Source organism: Klebsiella sp. K5-204, from assembly GCF_030128585.1.
GTDB lineage: Bacteria > Pseudomonadota > Gammaproteobacteria > Enterobacterales > Enterobacteriaceae > Klebsiella > Klebsiella quasipneumoniae.
This window is the reverse complement of record NZ_JAKUZS010000001.1, coordinates 889,351-909,597: the sequence shown is the minus strand read 5'-3', so window position 1 is coordinate 909,597 and position 20,247 is coordinate 889,351. Positions and strand designations below refer to the sequence as shown.

The following is a 20,247-nucleotide window of genomic DNA, read 5'->3' as shown; positions in this document are numbered from 1 at the left end:
GTTGGAATGATAATTTTATGATGGCCGTCATGATTTGTATTGAGGTTGTTTTTGATAGTTATTTATCAAAATGAGTCCAGGCGTGGTCCAGGCGTGAGGCCGCCCCGTCGGCGACGGGGCGGGCGTTTACATATTTTCTTTGGTGATGATATCGAAAGGCTGTGGGTGCGAAATCACTTCGCTGGGCGGCCGCGAAACGGCTTCCGTCATGGCGCGCAGGGTGGCGGCGGCAAAGTCATCCAGCCGGTGGTTGAGAATGACATCGATGGTGCCATCGATCAGCGCCAGTTCACTGTCGCTTAGCGGGCCATGGCAGACCAGGGTGACGGCCTGCTGGCGTCCGCTGTCGCGCAGCGCCCCGACAATCCCTTCAATGCCGCCGCAGGGAGCATAGATCGCCTGCAGGGCCGGGTACTGGCTGAGCAGCTGTTCCGTTACGCTTCTGGCGACATCCGCCCGTTCATGGCTGCGAACCGGCTCAAGGATCTGCTGCCCTTTACCCTGCTCGCGCAGACAGGAGCGGAAGCTGATCTCACAGCTTTCCTGACAGGTAAAACGATTATCGCCAATGATAATGGCTATTTCGCCTTCGCCACGGCATAAACGGTCGATAAACCAGGCGGCGGTGCGCCCGGCTTTTTGGTTATCAAGGCCGATATAGCCGCTGCGCTGGGGAACCGACAGATCCGAAAGCAGGGTGAATACGCGAACGCCGCGGGCGGCGGCCCGACCCACCGCATGGCGAATCAGCGGGTGATCCAGCGCCACCAGGCCGAGCACCTCTACCTCATCGCTGAGCCGGTGAATGGCCTGGGCCATCGCTTCCACCGCATCAATGGCAAAATGCAGGATCGCCGGCGTCTCGCCCGCCGGCAGCCACGGCGCGGCCTCTCTTGCGAGCGCCCTCGCCAGCGGCAGGTAGAAGGAGTGGGTCTCCTGCAGCAGAATAAAGCCCATCCTGACGGTAACCGGCGCTTTGCCGGCGGCCAGGCGATAGTGCGGCTGTTCGAGCGTAAACCCCAGCCGTCGGGCGGCCTCCAGCACGCGGTACGCGGTAGATTCCTTCACCGCCGCGCGTTTGTTGAGTACCCGGTCGACGGTGGCCACGCCGACGTTGGCTTCGCGCGCAATGTCGGCAAGCGTGATTTTGCTGGCGGATTTTTTCACTGTGATGACCATTGAAAATGAGCGTTATGATAGAAACTATCATGGTAACGCTGAGCAGAACAACGGCCATCTGCGTGCCACGGCACAAGCCTGCCCCCCTGCAGCGTAAAGTGTGACGGGTATACACAGTCTGTGATCAAAAGCGACTACCCGTTCTGGCATTGCTGCTATGCTATTGAAATAAAATTAATAATAAAGGCAGTGTCTCCTCTGTCGATTAAACCGTGCGCAAAGTCGCTCCGGGTGGGCGTCGCTGGGCCAGGAACCGACTATACTTGCCGCGCACGCGCGTAATGACGGTTACTCGATTATTTTTGCTATCACTTTATGCCAGCGTCAGAGCTGCACTGAATGATGTGCCGTTCCGCGCCGGGAGTGGGTCGGTTTGGGGCCTGTATGTTATTAAAAGAACTGGCTGTTTTTGATGTATTAAGCACCCCGATCTGGGTAGTCCATCCTTTTACAGAGTGTGTGGTCTATGCCAATCAGGCTTCCCGGACGCTGAGCGGCGATATGTCGCTGAATGAGATGCGCAACGGTATCTATTCCACCTGCCCGGAAACGCAGCTGCAGCATTATTTGCGCTATCTCGACGCCATGACTGAGATATTTGAAGTCTGGACGCTGCAGACCGCCAAAGGGTTGCAGTCGGTATATTGTAAAACCACCCTGGTGGAGACCGAGGACAGCGGCACCTTACTGTTATTCGAAGCGGTGAAGCTGCTCGCGCAAAATCAGTCGATTCATACCGGCTCTCGCCGCTACCAGCGGCGGAACAATGGCTTTTTTGCCCGCTTTTTTATGACCAATACCGCGCCGATGCTGTTGATCGATCCTCAGAAAGAGGGCCGGATTGTCGATGCCAATATTGCCGCGCTGCGCTTTTATCATTATTCCGATGAGGAAATGCGCACCAAACATACCTGGCAAATTAATACCCTGGGCCGGGATGTGATCCCCATTATGAATAATATTGCCAATATGCCCGGCGGGCATAAGCCGCTTAATTTTACTCATATTCTGGCTGACGGCTCGCTGCGCCATGTTCAAACCTATGCCGGGCCGGTGGTGCTGTATAATATCCGGCTGATGTTATGCATCATTCACGATATCACCGAAGAAGTGCATCTGAAAAAAGAGCTGGAATTTTCCGCCGCCCACGATCCCTTAACCGGACTGTTAAATCGTCGCGAATTTTACCGGCTCGTCGACGCGCCGTCGTTTATCGCCCATGGTTTTTGTCTGTTGTTAATCGATATCGATCATTTCAAGAGTATTAATGATATTCACGGTCATCAAAAAGGCGATGAAGTTCTGCTGGTGATCTCCCGCATTCTGGAAACCTCGGTGGACCGTGAAGATAAGATATATCGCTGGGGAGGCGAGGAGTTTCTGCTCTTTTTGCCCCATTCGCCGATCGCCCGCGCGCTGATGGTGGCGGAGGCGATCCGCCAGGCGGTCAGCGAATATCAGACGCTGTCGGTCACCGTCAGCATCGGCGTCGCCGAGCATCATGATGGTGAAGCGATTGATCAGCTGTTTTACCGCGTCGATAAAGCGCTGTATGCGGCGAAAAATGACGGGCGCAACCGGGTAACGCGCATGCCTTTTGACAGTGCGGAACTGTTGCGCAATAGCGGTGGCGCAGCCTGATTCGCGCTCGCCGACTATACTGAGGATGAGCCAGCCTGCTGTAACGGGTGGTAATAAGATTAGCCTGTGCTTGAGGTGGCAAACAACGTATGGTGCGTCTTCTCGTTCTGCTGTCGGTAGTCTCTCTTTCTGCGCCGACGACGCTGGCGGCGGACGGGCACGCGATTAAACAACGTGCCGATGCGGTATTGACCTTGATGAGCTATACCGTGGTTCCCGACGTGACCGCCAGCGATCTCAACATCGGTTCCGGGAGCAACGATAAACACAACCTGACCATCACCCAGTTTGGCGGCGGAGCGACCCTGAGCGAGTCGTTTCCTCTTTACCTCGAAGGCACAATGGGCTACAGCCGTTACGACCCGCGATTCGTCGTCAGCAATGGCCAACAGACGCGGAATGTGCCGACCAAATGGAACAGTCTGACCACCACCGGCGGCGTCGGCTGGGATTTTTCGCTGCACCGGGACAGCCTCGGAGGTAACCTGGTGCTGCGACCGATCGTCAATGTGATGCTCGGCACCCTGGCCAGCGATGTACGCCTTGGCCGCTGGGTCATAGAGCGAAAAACCAACGCCGATCTGCAGTTTCTTGATGGCGGACGCTTCAACGCCTGGGGGTTGGGCGGGGCGCTGATGCTGGATTATGAACGCTTCTCCGCCACCCAGGATATTGATGCCGAACTGCGTTACTCCTATATGCGTCTGCAAAGTTTCGGCAGCAGCGCCGAGGTGGTGCAGGGCGAAGCCAGCGCGGAGAACCTCGGCCTGTATCTGCGCCGCCGCGCGCCGATCGCTGACTGGACGCTGCTGGGCAACCCGTTGCGCTACGTGCTGGAGGGCGCGCATACTGAATTTATCGGCGACCAGCGAGGGGCGCTGGGTTTTACCGGTTTGACCTCCCTGGGGGTTGGTCTCGAACTGGACAGCAGTAAATACCCGGTCTTTATCACCCGCACCCGGCTGGTGGCGCGCTATATGTTCGGCAATAACACCACGGGCTATGGCCTCGGCCTGGCGATGAGTTTTTGAATGCCGCTAACCCAGCCAGCGCCTTCTCCCTTTTGAAGAGGGCCAGGGCGAGGATCAATCCTGACACCACACCCGCTCGCCGTTCACCCACGTCTCGCTGATATTGCGCTCATCGCCCAGGGTCATCAGTACGAACAGCTGCTCATAAATATCATGGCAGCGGCCCATCCGCAGACGCTGCAGCGGAGTGACCGCCGGGTCAATGACCACAAAGTCGGCCTCTTTGCCCGGCTGAAAATTGCCAATCTTCTCTTCCAGCCGCAGGGCGCGCGCCCCGCCGAGAGTGGCGTGATAGAAGGCCTCGCTGGCGCGCAGGCGATAGCTCTGTAGTTGTCCTACCTTGTAGGCCTCACCCAGCGTTCGCAGCATGCTGAAGGTGGTCCCGGCCCCGACGTCGCTGCCGATGCCCATCCGCACCCGGTGCTGCCAGCAGGCGGGCAGGCGGAACAGCCCGCTGCCGAGGAACAGATTCGAGGTCGGACAGAAGGCAACGGCGGACCCGGTGTCATGCAGGCACTGCCATTCGGCATCATCAAGATGGATCCCGTGAGCAAATACGCTGCGTTCGCCGGTGAGCTGGTAATGATGATAGACATCCAGATAGCGTGCATGCTCCGGCCACAGCTGTTTAACCCAGGCGATCTCCTCCCGGTTTTCACTGAGATGCGTCTGCAGCCAGGTATCGGGAAACTCGGCCCGCAGACGCTGCACCGCCTCCAGCAATGCCGGCGTCGAGGTGGGGGCAAAGCGCGGGGTAATGGCATACCCCAGCCTGCCGCGCTGATGCCAGCGGCGGATCAGCGCCCGGGTCTGCTCGTAGCTTTCCCCGGCGGTTTCGCACAGATAGTCGGGCACATGGCGATCCATCATCACCTTTCCGGCGATCAGGCGCATATTAAGGCGCAGCGCTTCGCTGAACAACGCCTCCACCGAGGCCGGATGAAGGGTACAAAACACCAGCGCGGTGGTGGTGCCATGGCTAATCAGCTGATTGACAAAAAACTGCGCTATCTCCTGGGCATACTCCGCATCGGCAAACTGGCTCTCCACCGGGAAGGTGTAAGTGGTAAGCCACTCCAGCAGCTGTTCGCCAAAGGCGCCGATCATCTCAGTCTGCGGATAGTGGACATGGGCATCGACGAACCCCGGCAACAGCAGCTTACCCCGCAGGTCAACATAGCCCTTCAGCGGATGCAGAAAGGCTTCACCCTCCTGCCATGGCAACAGCGTAACAATTTTCCCGTCCTTCAAGAACAACAGGCCATCATTGAGATAGCGGGCCTGGGCGGCCACCTCATCCGGCGTCTCCGCCACGCCGGCGATATCAAAAAATGTACCGCGCACCGCGGTCTGGTAATCCATCATCGAACCTGCCTTCTCTTAACGCTCAGGGAATAGTGATAAACAGCAAGATTGGTGCCAGTTTGCAGCCTGCCGCGGCCAGTCGCCGCGGCAGAAGGGGAAGGTTACTCTTTTTGCGCCACCGCGCCGGAGCGGAAGGCGGCATTCGCCGCCACTTCACGCTCGTCGCGAGCCAGCCAGCGGTAGGTGGTCGCGCCGAGGAAGACGCCGATAAACCAGCTGAAGTTCGCCACTTCGTGCAGGGCCGGAATAAAGCTGATAATCAGCCCCAGGCCCACCGACGGCAGCAGGGCGGCAATGGCTTTCGGATTAAAGCCGTTGCGGTACCAGTATTTACCCTTCGGCGTATCGTCAAACAGGTCGTCCACCGACACCCGGCCGCGTTTGATCAAATAGAAGTCGGCGATCAGGATGCCAAACAGCGGGCCAATAAAGGCGCCCAGCACGTCGAGGGTATAGTGGATCAGTTCCGGTGAGTTAAACAGGTTCCACGGCGTCAGAAGTATCGACCCCACCGCGGCGATCATCCCGCCGGCGCGGAAGCTGATTTTCTGCGGCGCGCAGTTGGAAAAATCGAAGGCCGGCGAGACAAAGTTAGCCACGATATTGATGCCGATGGTGGCGGTGATCATAGTCAGCAGGCCGATGGCCACCGCCAGATCGTTGCCCACGCGGCTGACGGTTTCAATCGGGTCGGTGATCATTTTGCCGAACAGCGACTGGGTGCCGGAGACAATCACCACGGTGACCACCGAGAACAGCAGGAAGTTAAACGGCAGTCCCCAGCGGTTGCCGCGGCGGATCTCGCCCATGCTTTTGCCGTAGCGGGAAAAGTCGCCGAAGTTAAGCAGCGGCCCGGAGAAGTAGGAGACGACCAGGGCCGTGGCGGTGATCATCTGCCAGGTCTGCTCTCCGGCGCTCAGGGATTTGCTGGCGAGGGTAAAGGAGATCCCGTCGAGACCGGTCTTGTATACAATCCAGCCCGCCAGGGCCAGCATTACCACATAGACCGCCGGACCGGCGATGTCGATAAAACGCTTGATGGCGTTCATGCCGTGCCAGAAAACCATCGCCTGCAGCAGCCACATGGTGGCGAAGCTCAGCCAGCCGAGCGTCGACAGCCCGAGGAAACTGCTGCCGGTCAGCGAGGCAAGGGAGGGCCAGAACTTGAGCAGGACCAGCATCAGGGCGTTTGCCGCCAGATAGGTCTGAATACCGTACCAGGCGAAGGCGATCAGCCCGCGGATCACCGCCGGGATATTGGCGCCGAAGACACCGAACGCTTGGCGACAGATCACCGCGTAAGGCACCCCGGCCATCTGGCTGGGCTTCGCCACCAGGTTAGCGCACAGCTGCACAATACAGATGCCCACCAGCAGGCAGAGCAGAACCTGCCAGCTGGCCAGCCCAAGCGTAAAGAAGCTCGCCGCCACCACGTAGCCGCCCATGCTGTGCACGTCCGACATCCAGAATGAAAAGATATTGTACCAGCTCCAGTTCTGGTCGCGGGTGGGCGCCAGATCGTCATTACATAGCCGCGGACTGTAGCCGGCGGCCGCCTCGTGAGTCTTCGTCTGCTGCGTGTGGGATGAATGTGGCATGAAACCTGCTCCTCTGAATGAAAACCCTTTGATATGGATTGCTGAGGCTATTGCAGGATCCAGGCCAGAATGATGAATCTTGTATACAAAAAATAAATTTTATGTATACGATCTGCTATCGATAAGTGAAACCGGAGTGGGTTAATGAATAATGAACATCGTCTCCAGGCCGCGCCAGCGCTGCAGGATAAGGACGAAAGCATTTACCAGGCGCTGATGACGGCTATCGTCGAACATCAGCTGCCGCCGGGCAGCAAACTGCCGGAAGAGGCGCTGGCGGAAGTATTCGCCGTGAGCCGCACCGGCATCAGAAAGGTGCTGCAACGACTCGCCGCTGTGCAACTGGTCACGTTAACGCCCAAACGTGGTGCACACGTCACCAGCCCGAGCGTGGAAGAGTCCCAGGCGATCTTTCGTACCCGGGCGCTGCTTGAGGTCGCTAATCTGCCCGATGTGATCGCGCGCTGTCAGCCGCCGCATCTGGCGGCGCTGGAGAACATTATCCAGCGTGAACAGAAGGCCCATGAGGCGCACGACGGCCCGGCGGCGATCCGCCACTCCGCTGACTTTCATATTCAGCTGCAGGCTATCTCCGGCAACCCGGTACTCACCGAGATGGTGACCCGCCTCAGCCAGCGCTCCTCGTTAGTGATTGCCGCGTGGGGCGCACCCTGGCGCCAGGGCTGCCGCTGCGACGATCACCAGCAGCTGGTCGGTTTGCTGCGGGATAAAGCCCTGCAGCCGCTTAGCGAGGCGCTGATGCACCATTTTGATCATATTGTCGCCAGCCTGTGCTTCGAGCGCGATGGCGTCAGTCTGCCCGATTTTTCCCGGCTGTTCGCCGGCCACAAGGAGTCGTGATGTCTTCCGTTTGTATACAAGTGATCAACCCCAACACCAGCCTGGCGATGACCGAAACGATAGGCGCCGCCGCGCGTGCGGTCGCCGCGCCGGGCACCGAGATCCTTGCGGTCTGTCCCCGCGCCGGCGTGCCGTCAATAGAGGGCCACTTTGACGAAGCCATCGCGGCGGTCGGCGTGCTGGAGCAGATCAGGGCCGGACGCGAGCAGGGAGTGGATGGGCATGTGATCGCCTGCTTCGGCGACCCGGGGCTGCTGGCGGCGCGCGAGCTGGCTCAGGGGCCGGTGATCGGCATTGCGGAAGCGGCGATGCATATGGCGACGATGGTCGCCACCCGGTTCTCCATTGTGACCACGCTGCCGCGCACGCTGATCATCGCCCGCCATTTGCTGCACCAGTACGGCTTTCATCAACACTGCGCGGCGCTGCACGCCATTGATTTACCAGTGCTGGCGCTGGAAGACGGCAGCGGCCTGGCGCAGGAGAAAGTGCGTGAGCGCTGCATCCGCGCGCTGAACGAGGACGGCAGCGGGGCGATTGTCCTTGGCTGCGGCGGGATGGCGACGCTGGCGCAGGAGCTGACTCGCGAGCTGCGGGTGCCGGTGATCGACGGCGTCAGCGCGGCGGTGAAGATGGTCGAGTCGCTGGTCGCGCTGGGGCTGGCGACCAGCAAGCACGGGGACTTAGCGTTCCCGGAGAAAAAAGCGTTAAGCGGACAGTTTCAGTCGTTAAATCCATTTTAAAAGGGGCAGGTGATGGTTGAGAACCAGGAACACTATCCTCGCGATCTGCGAGGTTATGCAGGGCAGCCGCCGCACGCGCGCTGGCCGGGCGGGGCGCGGATCGCGGTGCAGTTCGTCCTTAACTATGAGGAAGGCGCTGAGAACCACGTCCTGCATGGCGATGCGGGTTCGGAACAGTTCCTGTCCGATATTATCGGCGCCGCCAGCTACCCGGCGCGCCATATGTCGATGGACTCGCTCTATGAATACGGCAGTCGGGCCGGGTTCTGGCGCATCCATCGCGAATTTAGCCAGCGCGGGCTGCCGCTGACGGTCTTCGGCGTGGCGATGGCGCTGGCGCGGCATCCGGAGATTGTGGCGGCAATCAAGGCCGCGGATTACGATGTGGTCAGCCACGGCTGGCGCTGGATCCACTATCAGCACATGGATATCGCCGAGGAGCGCGAGCATCTGCACAAAGCGGTGCAGGTGCTGACCGATCTGTTCGGCAAGCCGCCCACCGGCTGGTATACCGGCCGCGATAGCCCCAACACCCGCCAGCTGGTGGTGGAGCACGGCGGCTTTGACTACGACAGCGATTATTACGGCGATGATTTACCTTTCTGGAGCGAAGTGGCCTGCAGCGACGGCAGCCGTCGACCGCACCTGATCGTGCCTTACACCCTCGACGCCAACGACATGCGCTTTGCCACCGCCCAGGGGTTCAACACCGCGGAGCAGTTTTATACCTACCTGAAAGACAGTTTTGACGTGCTGTACGCCGAGGGGGAAACCGCGCCGAAGATGATGTCCGTGGGGATGCACTGCCGGCTGCTGGGGCGTCCGGGCCGTTTCCGCGCGCTGCAGCGTTTCCTTGACTATATCCAGCAGCACGACAAGGTATGGGTCTGCACCCGGCAGCAGATCGCCGACCACTGGCGCGAGGTCCATCCGTATCGCGGGTAGCTTGCTGCCACTCACCAGGCCCTCTCCCCAGGGAGAGGGCATCGCCCGAACGCGGCTGTTGAACCGGTTCACCAGGATGTATTTTGATTATTGAATAAGCATGGCGAGGAGTACCAGGCACAACAGCAGCACATAGATGCGTGCATACCATACATCTGGTACTGCAGGGATAGCCCGGCGGCTAAACATTATCCCGGCCCAGCCGGTCAGGACGAGCAGGACCAAAATTTTCAGGCTGATAAACCCAAGAAATCCGTTCAGCGGAATGCTGTGCCAGCCAATGACGGCATAGGTCACAGCCCCGCATAGCGCCACGGGCAAAGAAAGCGGGTTGGATGCGCTAACGCACTCCTGCATCGCATACCCGTGTCGCCGTAGCAGGGGCACCGTCATGACGCTGCCACCCACGCCCAGCAATGCGGCAATCATGCCGATAACCATACCGCCGCCAGTGACCACTGGCAGGGACAGGCGACGCCGAGCGCTGCCCGTGAAAATACCTTTGCGCAACAAACAATCGCTGATGGTTGCCAGCATATAGAGAATAAACAGCGCGCGAACGATCTTCTCGCTCAATATCCCTGCCAGACAGGAGCCGACCACCGCCCCAATGGCAATAAACCATAACAACGGGAACAGCGTCTGCGCGGCAAGCTTGCCAGCCCGCCAGTTTCGATAGCTGACCCAGCCGGCGTTAAATATCATCACCGCCGTTGAGGTAGCCACCGCGACATGCATGGCGTTTCCCGTGAGTTCCGGCTGCCGAAGCATCAGTTGATAGACAAATGGCACCACCACAAAGCCGCCCCCGAAGCCGAACAGGACTGTGGTAATGCCGGTCGTAAAGCCAGCCAGCGCAATAATAACGATCTCATTCAAGAGAGTATCCCCGACCTGAAAATGAGCGAGCAGCTTATACCGGTCGCGTACGGCTTCCCATTTGCGTAGCGCTCAATTACCTTTGTAAATCGGTCAAAGGGAGGCAGGTGTGCGCAACGTAAAAATTGACGAAGTCGATCGGCTCGATCGCGAAGTGGTGGCGTTAGGTAATGACTATGCGCAAGGGTTTATCCTGCCACCGCACCAGCATCGTCGCGCACAGCTGCTGTATGGCGCGACCGGACTGATGAATGTCACCACTCAGGACGGAGAATGGGTGGTTCCTCCGCAACATGCTGTCTGGATCCCTCCTGAAACTGTGCACGCCGTCAGATTTGTGGGGGTGACCACGCGTAGCTTATATATTGAGCCAGATTATGTGGCCGCTTTCATTAAACACCGTCGTTGCGAAGTGATCAGCGTCTCGCCGCTGTTGCGCCAGCTACTGCTTGAGGCTGTGGATTTGCCACCGTTGTACGACAGCCCACGCGATCGCATGCTGATACAGTTGATGTTGCTGGAACTGGCTGCCATGCCGGTCCGCGAATTTGACATTCCGTTGCCGCAGCATCCGGCGCTGCTGGCGCTTTGTCAGGCTTTTTTGCTTAACCCCTCTATCCATGATCCTGCGGCGCGCTGGGCCAGGGCGCTGTTTATGAGTCCTAGTACCTTTCGCCGCCATTTCCTGAAGCAGCTGGGCCTGTCATTTTCCGCCTGGCGACAGCGAGCCTGTGTGGTGAGTGCCATGGCATGGTTGATAGCAGGGAAACCGGTGAACGAAGTGGCATTATCTCTTGGATACGACAATGCGTCCTCTTTCACCACCATGTTCCGCCGCGTGACCGGGCAGCCGCCATCGTTTTATCACCCAGCCTGATGCGTCGGGGAAGGGGGCTCCCGGCAGCATGGGTCGGAAATGAATGTCACTTTATATGGCGTTGCTATGCGTTAACGCAGTTATAAGATAGACAATCCTGGTATGCCTGGCTTGCGTCTTCAGGTACCCCTACATTTAGTGGTGGCTGCCTCCAGGCGGTTTCTCTATTCTGCCTGTAACCGTGAGAAGACCGGAGTCTCTCTTTGTGAACCATTTTATCGTTGAAAAAGTTATCATCATCTTTCTTCTCATCCTGTGGGGATTCGATACATTCAGAACCAGGAAAAGAAAACGTTATGATCCCGCGATTGAAGCCGCTGATGCCAGCGAACGCCATCAATGGCGCTATCTGAGATGGGGGTTTCGGATCATACAGGTGGTAGCGGGAGTGTATATCGTCGTGCAGCTGATTCAGGTTTTACTGAGATAGCGGTCCCGGGCAGGGGCGACTGAATATAACCCTTGTCAGCGACACGTGTTCCTGTTTTTCGCCGAGAGCTGAGAACTTGCCTGCATATAAACGGGGTGTTTTTAGTTTGTAACATTTCAAACAACAGCATACGTGACCTTTCAATGATGCAAGTGATACTGGTTCGACACGCAGAAACAGAATGGAATGTAAAAGGTCGTATTCAGGGACACAATGATAGCGCATTGACGCTTCGGGGGGAGCGTCAAACATCAGCCTTACTGGCGGCGTTTGCAGCGAGTGATTACCGGGCAGAATGTGTTTACGCTTCTCCGCTTGGCCGGGCCTGGCAAATGGGACAGCGCCTGGCGGAGAGTTTTTATTGTTCACTGATAGCTGAACCAGCTCTGAAAGAACAGGCTTTTGGTCAGTTTGAGGGCATGACAAGCGTAGAGCTCCTGCAGAATAATCCAGACGCCGCAGAAGCATTATTCAACCTTGATGCAGAGTATTGTCCGCCAGGGGGGGAGTCTCTCTCACATGCTTCGCAGCGAATTATGCATTTTTTATCCAATCTGGAAAAAAAACATCATCATCGAACAATATGTCTTGTGTCTCACGGGATGGTCATTCAGGGCGTGCTTGCGATGCTAAAAAGCGGATCTGTGGATGATTTTCACAGGTATGCGCAACCCAACGCGAGTTACTCCGTTTTCGAGCTGGTTAATGGAAGGTGTTCCGCCCTTAGATGGGGGATCGCGACACATTTACGTCACCTGGATTGAACAGTCTGACTTACCCCAAATTCCTGCTTTTCATGTTTGCTGCTCTTCCTCAGTTTGTCGTTCCCGTCGCGGGTCCGGTCTGGTTGCAATTGCTTGTCCTGGGGAGTATCAAAAAAGCGGGCTGGAATGGTTTCCCTGGGTTCAGTCGCGATGGCATCAGGGACGTTTGGAAACGGTCCTTAACACCCGGGCGTTATCAAATGGCAGGAGCGGTGTACAGGCGTTGTCATCCGCATGATGTTTAGCGGGGCCGGCATAGTATCGACATCCGCCCGTTAAGGTATACACAACCGGTAAACCCGCTGTCCGCTTCTCGTTCAGACTGAAATGTAACTTTGGAGAATGGACCCCACTGCGGCGGTCAACACTAAATCTCATGCCTATCTCAACTTGACGGCATGTCAGATATAGTGATCGGCGGTGATTTTCAGGGTAAAACCCGCAGTTTTCCCAGCTGCGGTATTCGGAAAAATTCGGTAGTGGCGAGGTTCAATCACAAAATGTCTATTTTGATATAAAGCCAATGTCCGCTCCTCGCTCATAGCGGACCTTCAAATCAGTTAGTTCGTCCGCTCTGTACCAGGAGCGGACATGACAATCTCAACCCGATGGCAAGCTCACCGGGCATGACATTATGCTTGAGCGGCGTTGTAACGCGCTTCCAGCTTATCCAGAAAGCCAAAAAGCACTTGATTCATTTCACTGTAATCGTGGGCCCGGAGCGCTGCAGGCGTGTCAACGAAACGGTAGTCTGCAGCACGGCTCAGCTCTTGCTCAGAATGGGCGATCAGCCGTTCTACAACGTCCAATGTGAGCTCCATATGGCACTGGAAACCAAAGACGCGGTCTGAATAGGCAACGATCTGCCGGGGACAGCCTTCGCTGTAAGCGATAATTTTGGCCTCCGGCGTCAAGCCTGGCATATCGTTATGCCAGTGACCCACTTCCAGTGTTTTCCCAAAGTGAGAGAACATCTCATCCTTTCTGCCGTCTTCGGTCAATGTGATCGGGAATTTACCAATCTCTTTTTCCGGGCTATGAGAGAAAGGCGCGCCCAGCGCTTCACCAATGAGCTGTGAACCCAGGCAGATACCGATCACCGCCTTACCGGTTTTAACCGCGGAAGCAATCAGCGCCTGTTCCGCTTTAGCATTAAAGTGCGGGCACGCTTCAAGCGTTGTGTCCGGATCTTGCGGACCGCCCATCACGATAAGAAAATCGATGCCTTCGGCGTCAGCAGGTAGCCGATCGCCTGCATAGACGTGTGAGTAAGTTACATCATGACCTTGGTTTATTGCCCAGGTTTCATATGCGCCCGGGGCTTCAAAACTTTCATGTACGATAAAGTGTACACGCATGAGGTTAAGCTCCTGTAATATCTTTGACGATCAGAATGATAAGTCACGCACCCATTGCCTAAGGCTCTACTCCGGGTGGTTCCAGTTTCGATATGATAAATGCAGGGGCTAAATCTGAAATGCCAGGTAGTATAGATAAAGCGCCAAGACATGATGAATCCACAGGCTGGTCCAGTACTGCGATAAGCTATCAACGCGGTGAGGTAGATCCTCCCCATCATCATGTTGAGGGGCAGCTACTCTTCGCCACCAGAGGGGTGATGCTGGTGCAAACAGAGAGTGACCGTTGGGTGATCCCTCCTCAGCGGGCATTATGGCTACCGCCTCTGCATATCCATAGTTACCATCTGCTTTCACAAACCGATCTCAGGGCGATCTATTTCAGCAGTAGCCTTATCGCAGAATGTATGAGCTTTACGAAGAGTCAACAGGTGCATGTGATCACGGCTACGCCGTTAGTCAAAGAACTTATCGCAGGCCTGTTCAGTGAGGACTACGCCAGACCGATTCAACGGAAGATAGCGTTGTTGCTTCTGGAAATTCTCAGCGAGGCGCCACCTTTAACGATGGCGCTACCCATGCCGAATGATGAGCGATTATTTAGCGCGGCCAGATCGCTACTGGTCAATCAGCGCTGGGAAGCATCGTTGAGCGAGCTGGCTTTTAGGTCGGCCATGTCGGAACGGACCTTTTCCCGATTGTTTATGAAGGATACAGGCTTTAGTTTTCGAACATGGAAGCAGAGAGCCAGAATTTATGCTTCGTTGGATCTTCTTGCGAACGGCGTTCCAATCAAACAGGTCGCTTACCAGCTTGGTTTCTCATGCCCGGCGGCCTTTACCGCTGCTTTTCGCTGCATTTTGGGGGCAACGCCGCGCGATTATGTGCCTTAAACCGGGAAACCCTCAAAGCGGTCTTTGAGACTGTCATGGGCATATTACCAGACGCAGAAACCCTGCGAGGGTAGGCGTATCCCGCCTTTGCTGTTGAGAAAGGTAGTTTAATTTGCACCCGACACACTCTCATTGATTAAAGCACGGAGTGGAGATTACTGCGGTCCACAGTTCTGACAAACCGTGAAAGAGAAGGCCTGCGTGAAGAAAAAAGGTGTCGCGATACGTTATGAAATTACCTTATGACAGACCTTGCGGTGATTTACGGCACCGGGTGGATTCCGGACGCTGTGAGCCGACTCATTTCTACGAAGCCTGATTCTGCTGTACCTCAGGCCATATGATAGCCTGCACAACAATCACATACCGCCCATTAATGCGTCCAGGGGAGTACACCCGGGCCCTTGACGTCCCGTGTGTGCCAAAAGCGGAAGTAGGCTGAAGATAAATTAGCATTGCTGTTAGCCGTGGGTTCTGCAGATGGGTAGAAATTGATAACTTAGGATGCAAGTTCGTCCCGCTCTTTCTGCAGTTTTCATCGAGGGGATATTCTCCGGAATAATTGTGCCCATATACAAAGATAGTTCAGAATCGGAATGAGTTAATAATCGGTACAGCAGGCGTTGCGCTCGGGCTGACAATGATCGACCACGAAAAGCAGGAAGTATTACTTTGTCAGTAATACGATATCCTCTCAGAAAAGCGATGTTTCCTTTCTGGCATATTAGCAACCCGGCGCGAACGTCGTTTTCATAGATAATATATACTTCTCTCTCAGAAATATGGTCACACAACTCTTCGTCATCAACTGCTACCAAATTGTTTGCAGACAGTTCGCGAACTGTCTGCCATGTATGCTTATAGGCATCGCCCAGAGCCTGACAACACCAGTCAAAATCTTCGTATGTCGCCACTTGCAAAGTAAGAGATTTATCATTAAATTCAGGGGGTTCAGAAAAAGAGGTGGCGTATATATACTGGTCGGGAATACCCTGTGGGAAAGACTGGCCGGGCACAAGAATGCGGACATACTGAGCTCTGAGTTGTGACCATTCCTTACTAATGAGTTCTAATGCAGTATGATTTAGGTCAGAATCCATACCTACAATATCAATAAAAGGTTTGTTAATATTTCCGCCCTGATAACGGGGGCCAGTAAGAAATTGCTTTCCATCAATTTTGAGTTTTCGTTGTAAAAAATATTCCTGACATAATCCAGTTTCTCTCCAGGGAAATCGCGCCGAGAAACTTCTGTCTGTACACCTCGACTCCTGCTCTGACAACCATTGTTTTAGCCATGAACGTAGGGTAAATTCAGGCACAGGTAGCCTGGCATATTGAGATAGCATGTAAGATAGCATAAAAAATATTTCGCCCTTGGATGTAAAAATGTTCTTTATAAACAAATCAGAATAGCTCTCCTCTCATTTTATTACCAATTATAGCTGGCACGTCCGCTCCTTGCTCAATGCGAACCTTTAGTTCGATAGCTTGTCCGCTCCGCGCCAGAAGCGAACAGTGTTATCAGTGGCGATTGATAAAACGTCAGCCCGTTAACCTTGTCTCACAGCACCTCAACCACTTCAAACTCTTCTGCGATCAACTCCATATCCTCAGAAAAATGACCTTCACGAATGAAAAAACGCTGATGCTCTTTCTGCCAGTATTCAAGGCTTAAATCGCCTTCACCCTCTTTGCGGGCGAACGCTTCAGTCACATCACAAAAACGCACCAGCTGCATCGAAACCAGTCTGATCACGCAAACTGGAACATTCTGGCCATCAAGAATAATGTTATAATCCCCAATCCTCGGGGCAGACTCTTCCTGCTGATAAGAGGCAAAAGATCCGCAAGAAGCCGTTTTGATCCCTTTTTTAATCAGCTCCGCAAGCTCGCTTGCCAGTTCCGGACTGTCACCCATTTGCCAGGCCCCTGCGCCCGGATATTTCCTTTTTATTTCCTCAACCTCAACCATGAAAATTCCTTCGTTATCGTCAATGAAAAGTAAGTTATACCTTTTTTAACCTGAGCGGTCCCAACATTATCAGCGATACCCTTCTTTAGATAGCGTCGTCCGGTCTTCGCTCAAAACGGACCTCAAGGGCATTTAACTCGTTGGCTCTGTGCCAGAAACGGAAATTAACTTCAGGACGGGCAATAACATCGCCTGTCTTATTCAGACTGCCAGTAAAGCGGTGAACCAAACGCGTCCAGGTAGTAATCGATAATCGCCCGAACGTTCAGAGGAGGGTGGCGGGCATTCGGATAGATTGCTGCGATATGCTGTGGCTCCGTTTTTATGGACGTATCCAGCTCCGGCAGCAGTTCGACAAGCTCGCCGCGCTTCAGCCGGTCTCCAATCAGCCAGTCAGGAAACAGCACAATCCCCATCCCCCCGAGCGCGGCAATCAGCAGAGTTTCAGCATTATTCGATGACATCAGGGGCGAGACGGGGTAGTGCACCCATTCTTCTCCGTGCCTGCGCAGCAGCCATTGGTTTGGTCCTGACGAACCGCGATAGACCAGGCATTTATGCCGCGCCAGCTCTTCGGGTGATCCCAACATGCCGTGCCGGCGGATGTAATCCGGTGACGCGGCAAGATGATAGAACTGCTGGCCAAACACGCGCGCATGAAATGCGGAATCCGTCAGCACGCCAATGCGGAAAATTACGTCAGCCGGCTCGCGGTGCGGATCGATGTAATCATCAGTCAGGGTAAGCTCAATGCTGAGCTTCGGATATCGCGCCGTCAGGCCGGGTAACGCGGGGGCGACATGGCGCTGTCCAAAGAATACCGGTGCGTTTATGCGCACCATTCCGGAAGGCTCAAGGGTTCTCTCGTTGAGTTCCCGCCGCGCCTCCTCCATGCTGCCAGTCATGGCTCGCGCATAGCGGATAAAAAGATGGCCGCTTTCCGTCGGAATTATCGCCCGGGTATTGCGGTAAAAAAGCTGCTGCCCGAGCACATCCTCCATCTGATGGATGACGCGCGAAACCTGAGAGGCAGATATCCCTTCCCGCCGAGCTACCACAGAGAAATTCTGCGTCTCATAAACGTCTATAAAAATCAGCAGGGCGCGAATACTGATGTTCCCGAGCTCATTCATTAATGCATATCCTGCACAGGTGTTTATCTCATTATGGCATTTTTCTCATCCATATTAAGTCGTAATCTTCTCCGCCTGAACTACGGGAGACTGATTGCTATGCAACTCATATTGATTTTTATCGTCATTGCCGGAGGCATGGGACTGTCCATAGAGGCAGGATTGCTCGGGCCACTGGGTGGGGAGGTCGGTGACCTCTGGGCTACCTTTAGCATATTCGGCGTCGGTGCGGCACTGACCTTTTTGCTGATGCTTTTTTTCAGCCCGCGCAACAGCCCGTCATTCTTTGCGCAACCAGCGTGGCAGCTGCTTGGCGGCGTGCTTGGGCCGATCTACGTCATCATCCTCACCGTGGTAACGCCGGCAATCGGCATCGCCATGACGATGATCGGCATTCTGGCAGGCCAGGTGTTCAAGAGCCTGATGATTGATCACTTCGGCCTGCTCGGTACGTCGCGCAGGAAAATTGACAGTAAACGTATCATTGCGCTGATTTTCATCATTGCAGCGCTGGTTATGGTTGCACAGGGGTAAAGTAACATTATGACTATTATCATGATTCTGCTCGCCGTCGCCGGTGGCGCCATGCTGAGTATCCAGGCGGCTATCAATGGCCAGCTGGGCAGCAAGGTCGGCGTATTCAAAAGCGCGTTCCTGACATTTTCTGTCGGCGCGCTGGTGACGGGATTGCTGATCTTCTTCTTCGAACCCAAACACACCCTGACGCTGATGGATGTGCCTAAATGGCAACTGCTGGGCGCAATGTTTGGCGTGCCGTATATCGTCATTATGGTGCTGGCCGTCCAGCGTATTGGCGCAGCAGTGGCTACGGTCGCCGTCATTTTTGGCCAGTTAACCATGAGCATGCTGATCGATAACTTCGGCTGGCTGGGCAATGCGGCGATTCCATTCTCGCTGAGCCGAATCGGCGCCATTGTCTGCCTGGGTATTGCGCTGTTCTTTATTTACGCCAGCAGCAGGTCAAAAGCCGCAACGGCGATACCCCCCAGGCAGCAGGAAAACGCTAACACATAAGCTCAGGTCTTCGTCATTAACATCGGTTTTGGTCTGCAGGACGCCAAAACCCTAACGCACCCGTTTTCGCAGCAACGCGTCAGTGGCTCCCATTTTTTGACCTTAAGAGAAAGGGGCCGCTCACCCGGCTTCAGCGTTGGTAGCGAATTTTTCAGCTTCAGCAGAGAACACAGGAGCAAGGTGGACAAGTGATACCAGCGACAGCGTAGGGTGTCCGGGTGGAGCTCCCCCGCCAGCCCGCGCCGGCGGGGGAGTTGACGATTATTCCCAGCGTTTCAGCAGCAGGCTGGCGTTAACCCCGCCAAAGCCAAAACCGTTCGACAGCGCATAGCGCATCTTCTGCGGGCGGGCCTCCAGCGCCACCAGGTTAAGACCTGCCGCCTCTTCATCGGGGTGATGCAGGTTCAGCGTCGGCGGCACCACCTGGTCACGCAGCGCCTGAATGGTGAAGATGGCCTCAATCCCGCCTGCCGCGCCTAACAGATGGCCGGTGGCGGATTTCGTCGAGGTAATGGCGACGGGATGGGCGCCAAACAGCGTTTTAATCGCCGCCAGCTCGCCTTTATCGCCGACCTGGGTCGAGGTGGCGTGGGCGTTAATATGGTCAACCTCTTCAGCGGTCACTCCGGCCTGGCGAAGGGCGGTTTCCATGGCCCGACGCGCGCCGTTACCGTCTTCCGGGCCCGCGGTCAGGTGATAAGCATCTGCGCTGGTACCGTAGCCCACCAGCTCGGCCAGCGGCGTGGCGCCGCGCGCCAGCGCGTGCTCCAGCGACTCGATCACGATAAGCCCGGCGCCTTCTCCCATCACAAATCCATCGCGGTCGCGGTCAAAGGGGCGGGAAGCGGCTTCCGGCTGGTCGCTGGAGGCGCTGGAGAGCGCCCTTGCCGCGGCGAACCCGGCAAGGCTAACGCGATGTATTGCCGCTTCCGCGCCGCCGCAGAGGGCGATATCCGCCTCGCCGCTGCGGATCATCCGCGCCGCATCGCCAATGGCCTGGGCGCCCGCTGCGCAGGCGGTGACCGGCGCGCCGATGGGGCCCCGGAAACCGTGGGCGATAGACACATGCCCGGCGGCCAGGTTGGCCAGAAAAGAGGGAATGGTGAACGGGGAGAGGCGACGCGGCCCGCGCTCATCGGTGGTATGTACCGCATTGGCGATCTCGCTGAACCCGCCGATCCCGGTGGCGATCACCGTGGCGGTGCGTTCCTGTTCGGCCGCAGATGCCGGCGACCAACCGGCCTGAGTCAGCGCTTCACGCGCGGCGACCAGCGCAAACTCGATAAAACGATCCATCTTTTTGCGCTCTTTCGCCGGGATGGTCGCCAGCGGGTCGAAGCCGTGCAGCGGATCGCTGTCAATGGACGGCACCTGGCCGGCCACTTTGCAGGGAATATCCGCGACCAGTTGCTCGCTGAGTCGGGTGATCCCTGATTTACCTGCCAGCAGCGACTGCCAGACGTGCTGTACGCCGCAGCCCAGCGGGCTGACAATCCCCATCCCGGTGACGACAATGCGTTTAACGGAAACGCCCATAGTT

Annotated in this window: 19 protein-coding genes and 2 pseudogenes; 12 read left to right on the top strand and 9 right to left on the bottom strand. The window is 56.1% G+C overall.

Annotation, left to right across the window (positions count from 1 at the left end; translation table 11 throughout):
* Positions 1-126 precede the first annotated feature (126 nt).
* Entirely contained in the window at positions 127-1,167 is a 1,041-nt protein-coding gene (locus tag MKR05_RS04535; protein ID WP_044523405.1) for a LacI family DNA-binding transcriptional regulator, read from the bottom strand.
* A 396-nt stretch (positions 1,168-1,563) separates the two neighbouring features.
* Between MKR05_RS04535 and MKR05_RS04530 the strand changes: the two genes are divergently transcribed.
* Together MKR05_RS04530 and MKR05_RS04525 are read left to right on the top strand one after the other, a co-directional pair.
* Positions 1,564-2,820, top strand: a complete 1,257-nt coding sequence (locus MKR05_RS04530; protein ID WP_032452941.1) for a sensor domain-containing diguanylate cyclase — start codon at positions 1,564-1,566, stop codon at positions 2,818-2,820.
* A gap of 89 nt (positions 2,821-2,909) precedes the next feature.
* On the top strand, positions 2,910-3,851 hold the full coding sequence (locus MKR05_RS04525) for a hypothetical protein (RefSeq protein ID WP_023289776.1): 942 nt from the start codon (positions 2,910-2,912) through the stop codon (positions 3,849-3,851).
* A 54-nt stretch (positions 3,852-3,905) separates the two neighbouring features.
* On the opposite strand, the gene guaD is transcribed toward MKR05_RS04525, so the two are convergent.
* Complete coding sequence (gene guaD / locus MKR05_RS04520) at positions 3,906-5,216, bottom strand: guanine deaminase (protein ID WP_180401976.1); 1,311 nt, start codon at positions 5,214-5,216, stop codon at positions 3,906-3,908.
* A gap of 101 nt (positions 5,217-5,317) precedes the next feature.
* Complete coding sequence (locus tag MKR05_RS04515; RefSeq protein WP_180401975.1) at positions 5,318-6,814, bottom strand: NCS1 family nucleobase:cation symporter-1; 1,497 nt, start codon at positions 6,812-6,814, stop codon at positions 5,318-5,320.
* A gap of 144 nt (positions 6,815-6,958) precedes the next feature.
* Here MKR05_RS04515 and MKR05_RS04510 point away from each other — a divergent pair, with 144 nt between their 5' ends.
* From MKR05_RS04510 to puuE, 3 genes and pseudogenes are all read left to right on the top strand, one after another.
* Positions 6,959-7,675, top strand: coding sequence for a GntR family transcriptional regulator (locus tag MKR05_RS04510; RefSeq protein ID WP_180401973.1), 717 nt, complete (start codon positions 6,959-6,961; stop codon positions 7,673-7,675).
* A pseudogene (gene hpxA, locus MKR05_RS04505) lies at positions 7,675-8,540 on the top strand (allantoin racemase). Before MKR05_RS04510 ends, hpxA begins: the two are co-directional and overlap by 1 nt.
* Positions 8,464-9,363, top strand: coding sequence for an allantoinase PuuE (puuE, locus tag MKR05_RS04500; RefSeq protein WP_223171644.1), 900 nt, complete (start codon positions 8,464-8,466; stop codon positions 9,361-9,363). The pseudogene hpxA and the gene puuE overlap by 77 nt, the downstream one beginning before the upstream one ends.
* An 87-nt stretch (positions 9,364-9,450) precedes the next feature.
* On the opposite strand, the gene MKR05_RS04495 is transcribed toward puuE, so the two are convergent.
* Positions 9,451-10,242, bottom strand: a complete 792-nt coding sequence (locus tag MKR05_RS04495) for a sulfite exporter TauE/SafE family protein (protein ID WP_180401972.1) — start codon at positions 10,240-10,242, stop codon at positions 9,451-9,453.
* 109 nt (positions 10,243-10,351) lie between these two features.
* Between MKR05_RS04495 and MKR05_RS04490 the strand changes: the two genes are divergently transcribed.
* The 4 genes and pseudogenes from MKR05_RS04490 to MKR05_RS04475 form a co-directional block, all read left to right on the top strand.
* Entirely contained in the window at positions 10,352-11,119 is a 768-nt protein-coding gene (locus MKR05_RS04490) for a helix-turn-helix domain-containing protein (protein WP_087824251.1), read from the top strand.
* A 205-nt stretch (positions 11,120-11,324) separates the two neighbouring features.
* The gene (locus MKR05_RS04485) at positions 11,325-11,549 is read left to right on the top strand and encodes a hypothetical protein (protein WP_180401970.1); all 225 of its coding nucleotides are present in this window, start codon (positions 11,325-11,327) and stop codon (positions 11,547-11,549) included.
* Between the two features lie 143 nt (positions 11,550-11,692).
* On the top strand, positions 11,693-12,313 hold the full coding sequence (locus tag MKR05_RS04480) for a histidine phosphatase family protein (protein WP_101978269.1): 621 nt from the start codon (positions 11,693-11,695) through the stop codon (positions 12,311-12,313).
* Positions 12,307-12,592, top strand: a pseudogene (locus tag MKR05_RS04475) (LysE family translocator); the annotation flags it as partial. The gene MKR05_RS04480 and the pseudogene MKR05_RS04475, both read left to right, overlap by 7 nt.
* A 353-nt stretch (positions 12,593-12,945) precedes the next feature.
* Here MKR05_RS04475 and MKR05_RS04470 read toward each other — a convergent pair.
* Positions 12,946-13,671, bottom strand: a complete 726-nt coding sequence (locus tag MKR05_RS04470) for a type 1 glutamine amidotransferase (protein ID WP_044523381.1) — start codon at positions 13,669-13,671, stop codon at positions 12,946-12,948.
* A 92-nt stretch (positions 13,672-13,763) separates the two neighbouring features.
* Between MKR05_RS04470 and MKR05_RS04465 the strand changes: the two genes are divergently transcribed.
* Positions 13,764-14,564, top strand: a complete 801-nt coding sequence (locus MKR05_RS04465) for a helix-turn-helix domain-containing protein (protein WP_207304225.1) — start codon at positions 13,764-13,766, stop codon at positions 14,562-14,564.
* A 461-nt stretch (positions 14,565-15,025) separates the two neighbouring features.
* Here the strand turns inward: MKR05_RS04465 and MKR05_RS04460 are convergent, their stop codons facing one another.
* The 3 genes from MKR05_RS04460 to MKR05_RS04450 form a co-directional block, all read right to left on the bottom strand.
* Positions 15,026-15,925: a hypothetical protein gene (locus tag MKR05_RS04460; RefSeq protein ID WP_072013422.1), complete on the bottom strand. Its 900-nt coding sequence runs from the start codon at positions 15,923-15,925 to the stop codon at positions 15,026-15,028.
* Positions 15,926-16,128: 203 nt separating this feature from the next.
* Positions 16,129-16,485: an ASCH domain-containing protein gene (locus tag MKR05_RS04455; RefSeq protein WP_072199053.1), complete on the bottom strand. Its 357-nt coding sequence runs from the start codon at positions 16,483-16,485 to the stop codon at positions 16,129-16,131.
* Positions 16,486-16,736: 251 nt separating this feature from the next.
* A complete protein-coding gene (locus MKR05_RS04450; RefSeq protein ID WP_032456087.1) occupies positions 16,737-17,672 on the bottom strand; it encodes a LysR family transcriptional regulator in 936 nt (311 codons plus the stop codon).
* Positions 17,673-17,771: 99 nt separating this feature from the next.
* On the opposite strand from MKR05_RS04450, the gene MKR05_RS04445 reads away from it, so the two are divergent.
* Together MKR05_RS04445 and MKR05_RS04440 are read left to right on the top strand one after the other, a co-directional pair.
* Positions 17,772-18,206, top strand: a complete 435-nt coding sequence (locus MKR05_RS04445; RefSeq protein ID WP_023289765.1) for a DMT family transporter — start codon at positions 17,772-17,774, stop codon at positions 18,204-18,206.
* Positions 18,207-18,215: 9 nt separating this feature from the next.
* Complete coding sequence (locus tag MKR05_RS04440) at positions 18,216-18,707, top strand: DMT family transporter (protein ID WP_072413231.1); 492 nt, start codon at positions 18,216-18,218, stop codon at positions 18,705-18,707.
* A 261-nt stretch (positions 18,708-18,968) separates the two neighbouring features.
* Here MKR05_RS04440 and fabF read toward each other — a convergent pair whose 3' ends face one another.
* Complete coding sequence (gene fabF / locus MKR05_RS04435; RefSeq protein ID WP_049014062.1) at positions 18,969-20,243, bottom strand: beta-ketoacyl-ACP synthase II; 1,275 nt, start codon at positions 20,241-20,243, stop codon at positions 18,969-18,971.
* Positions 20,244-20,247: the final 4 nt, after the last annotated feature.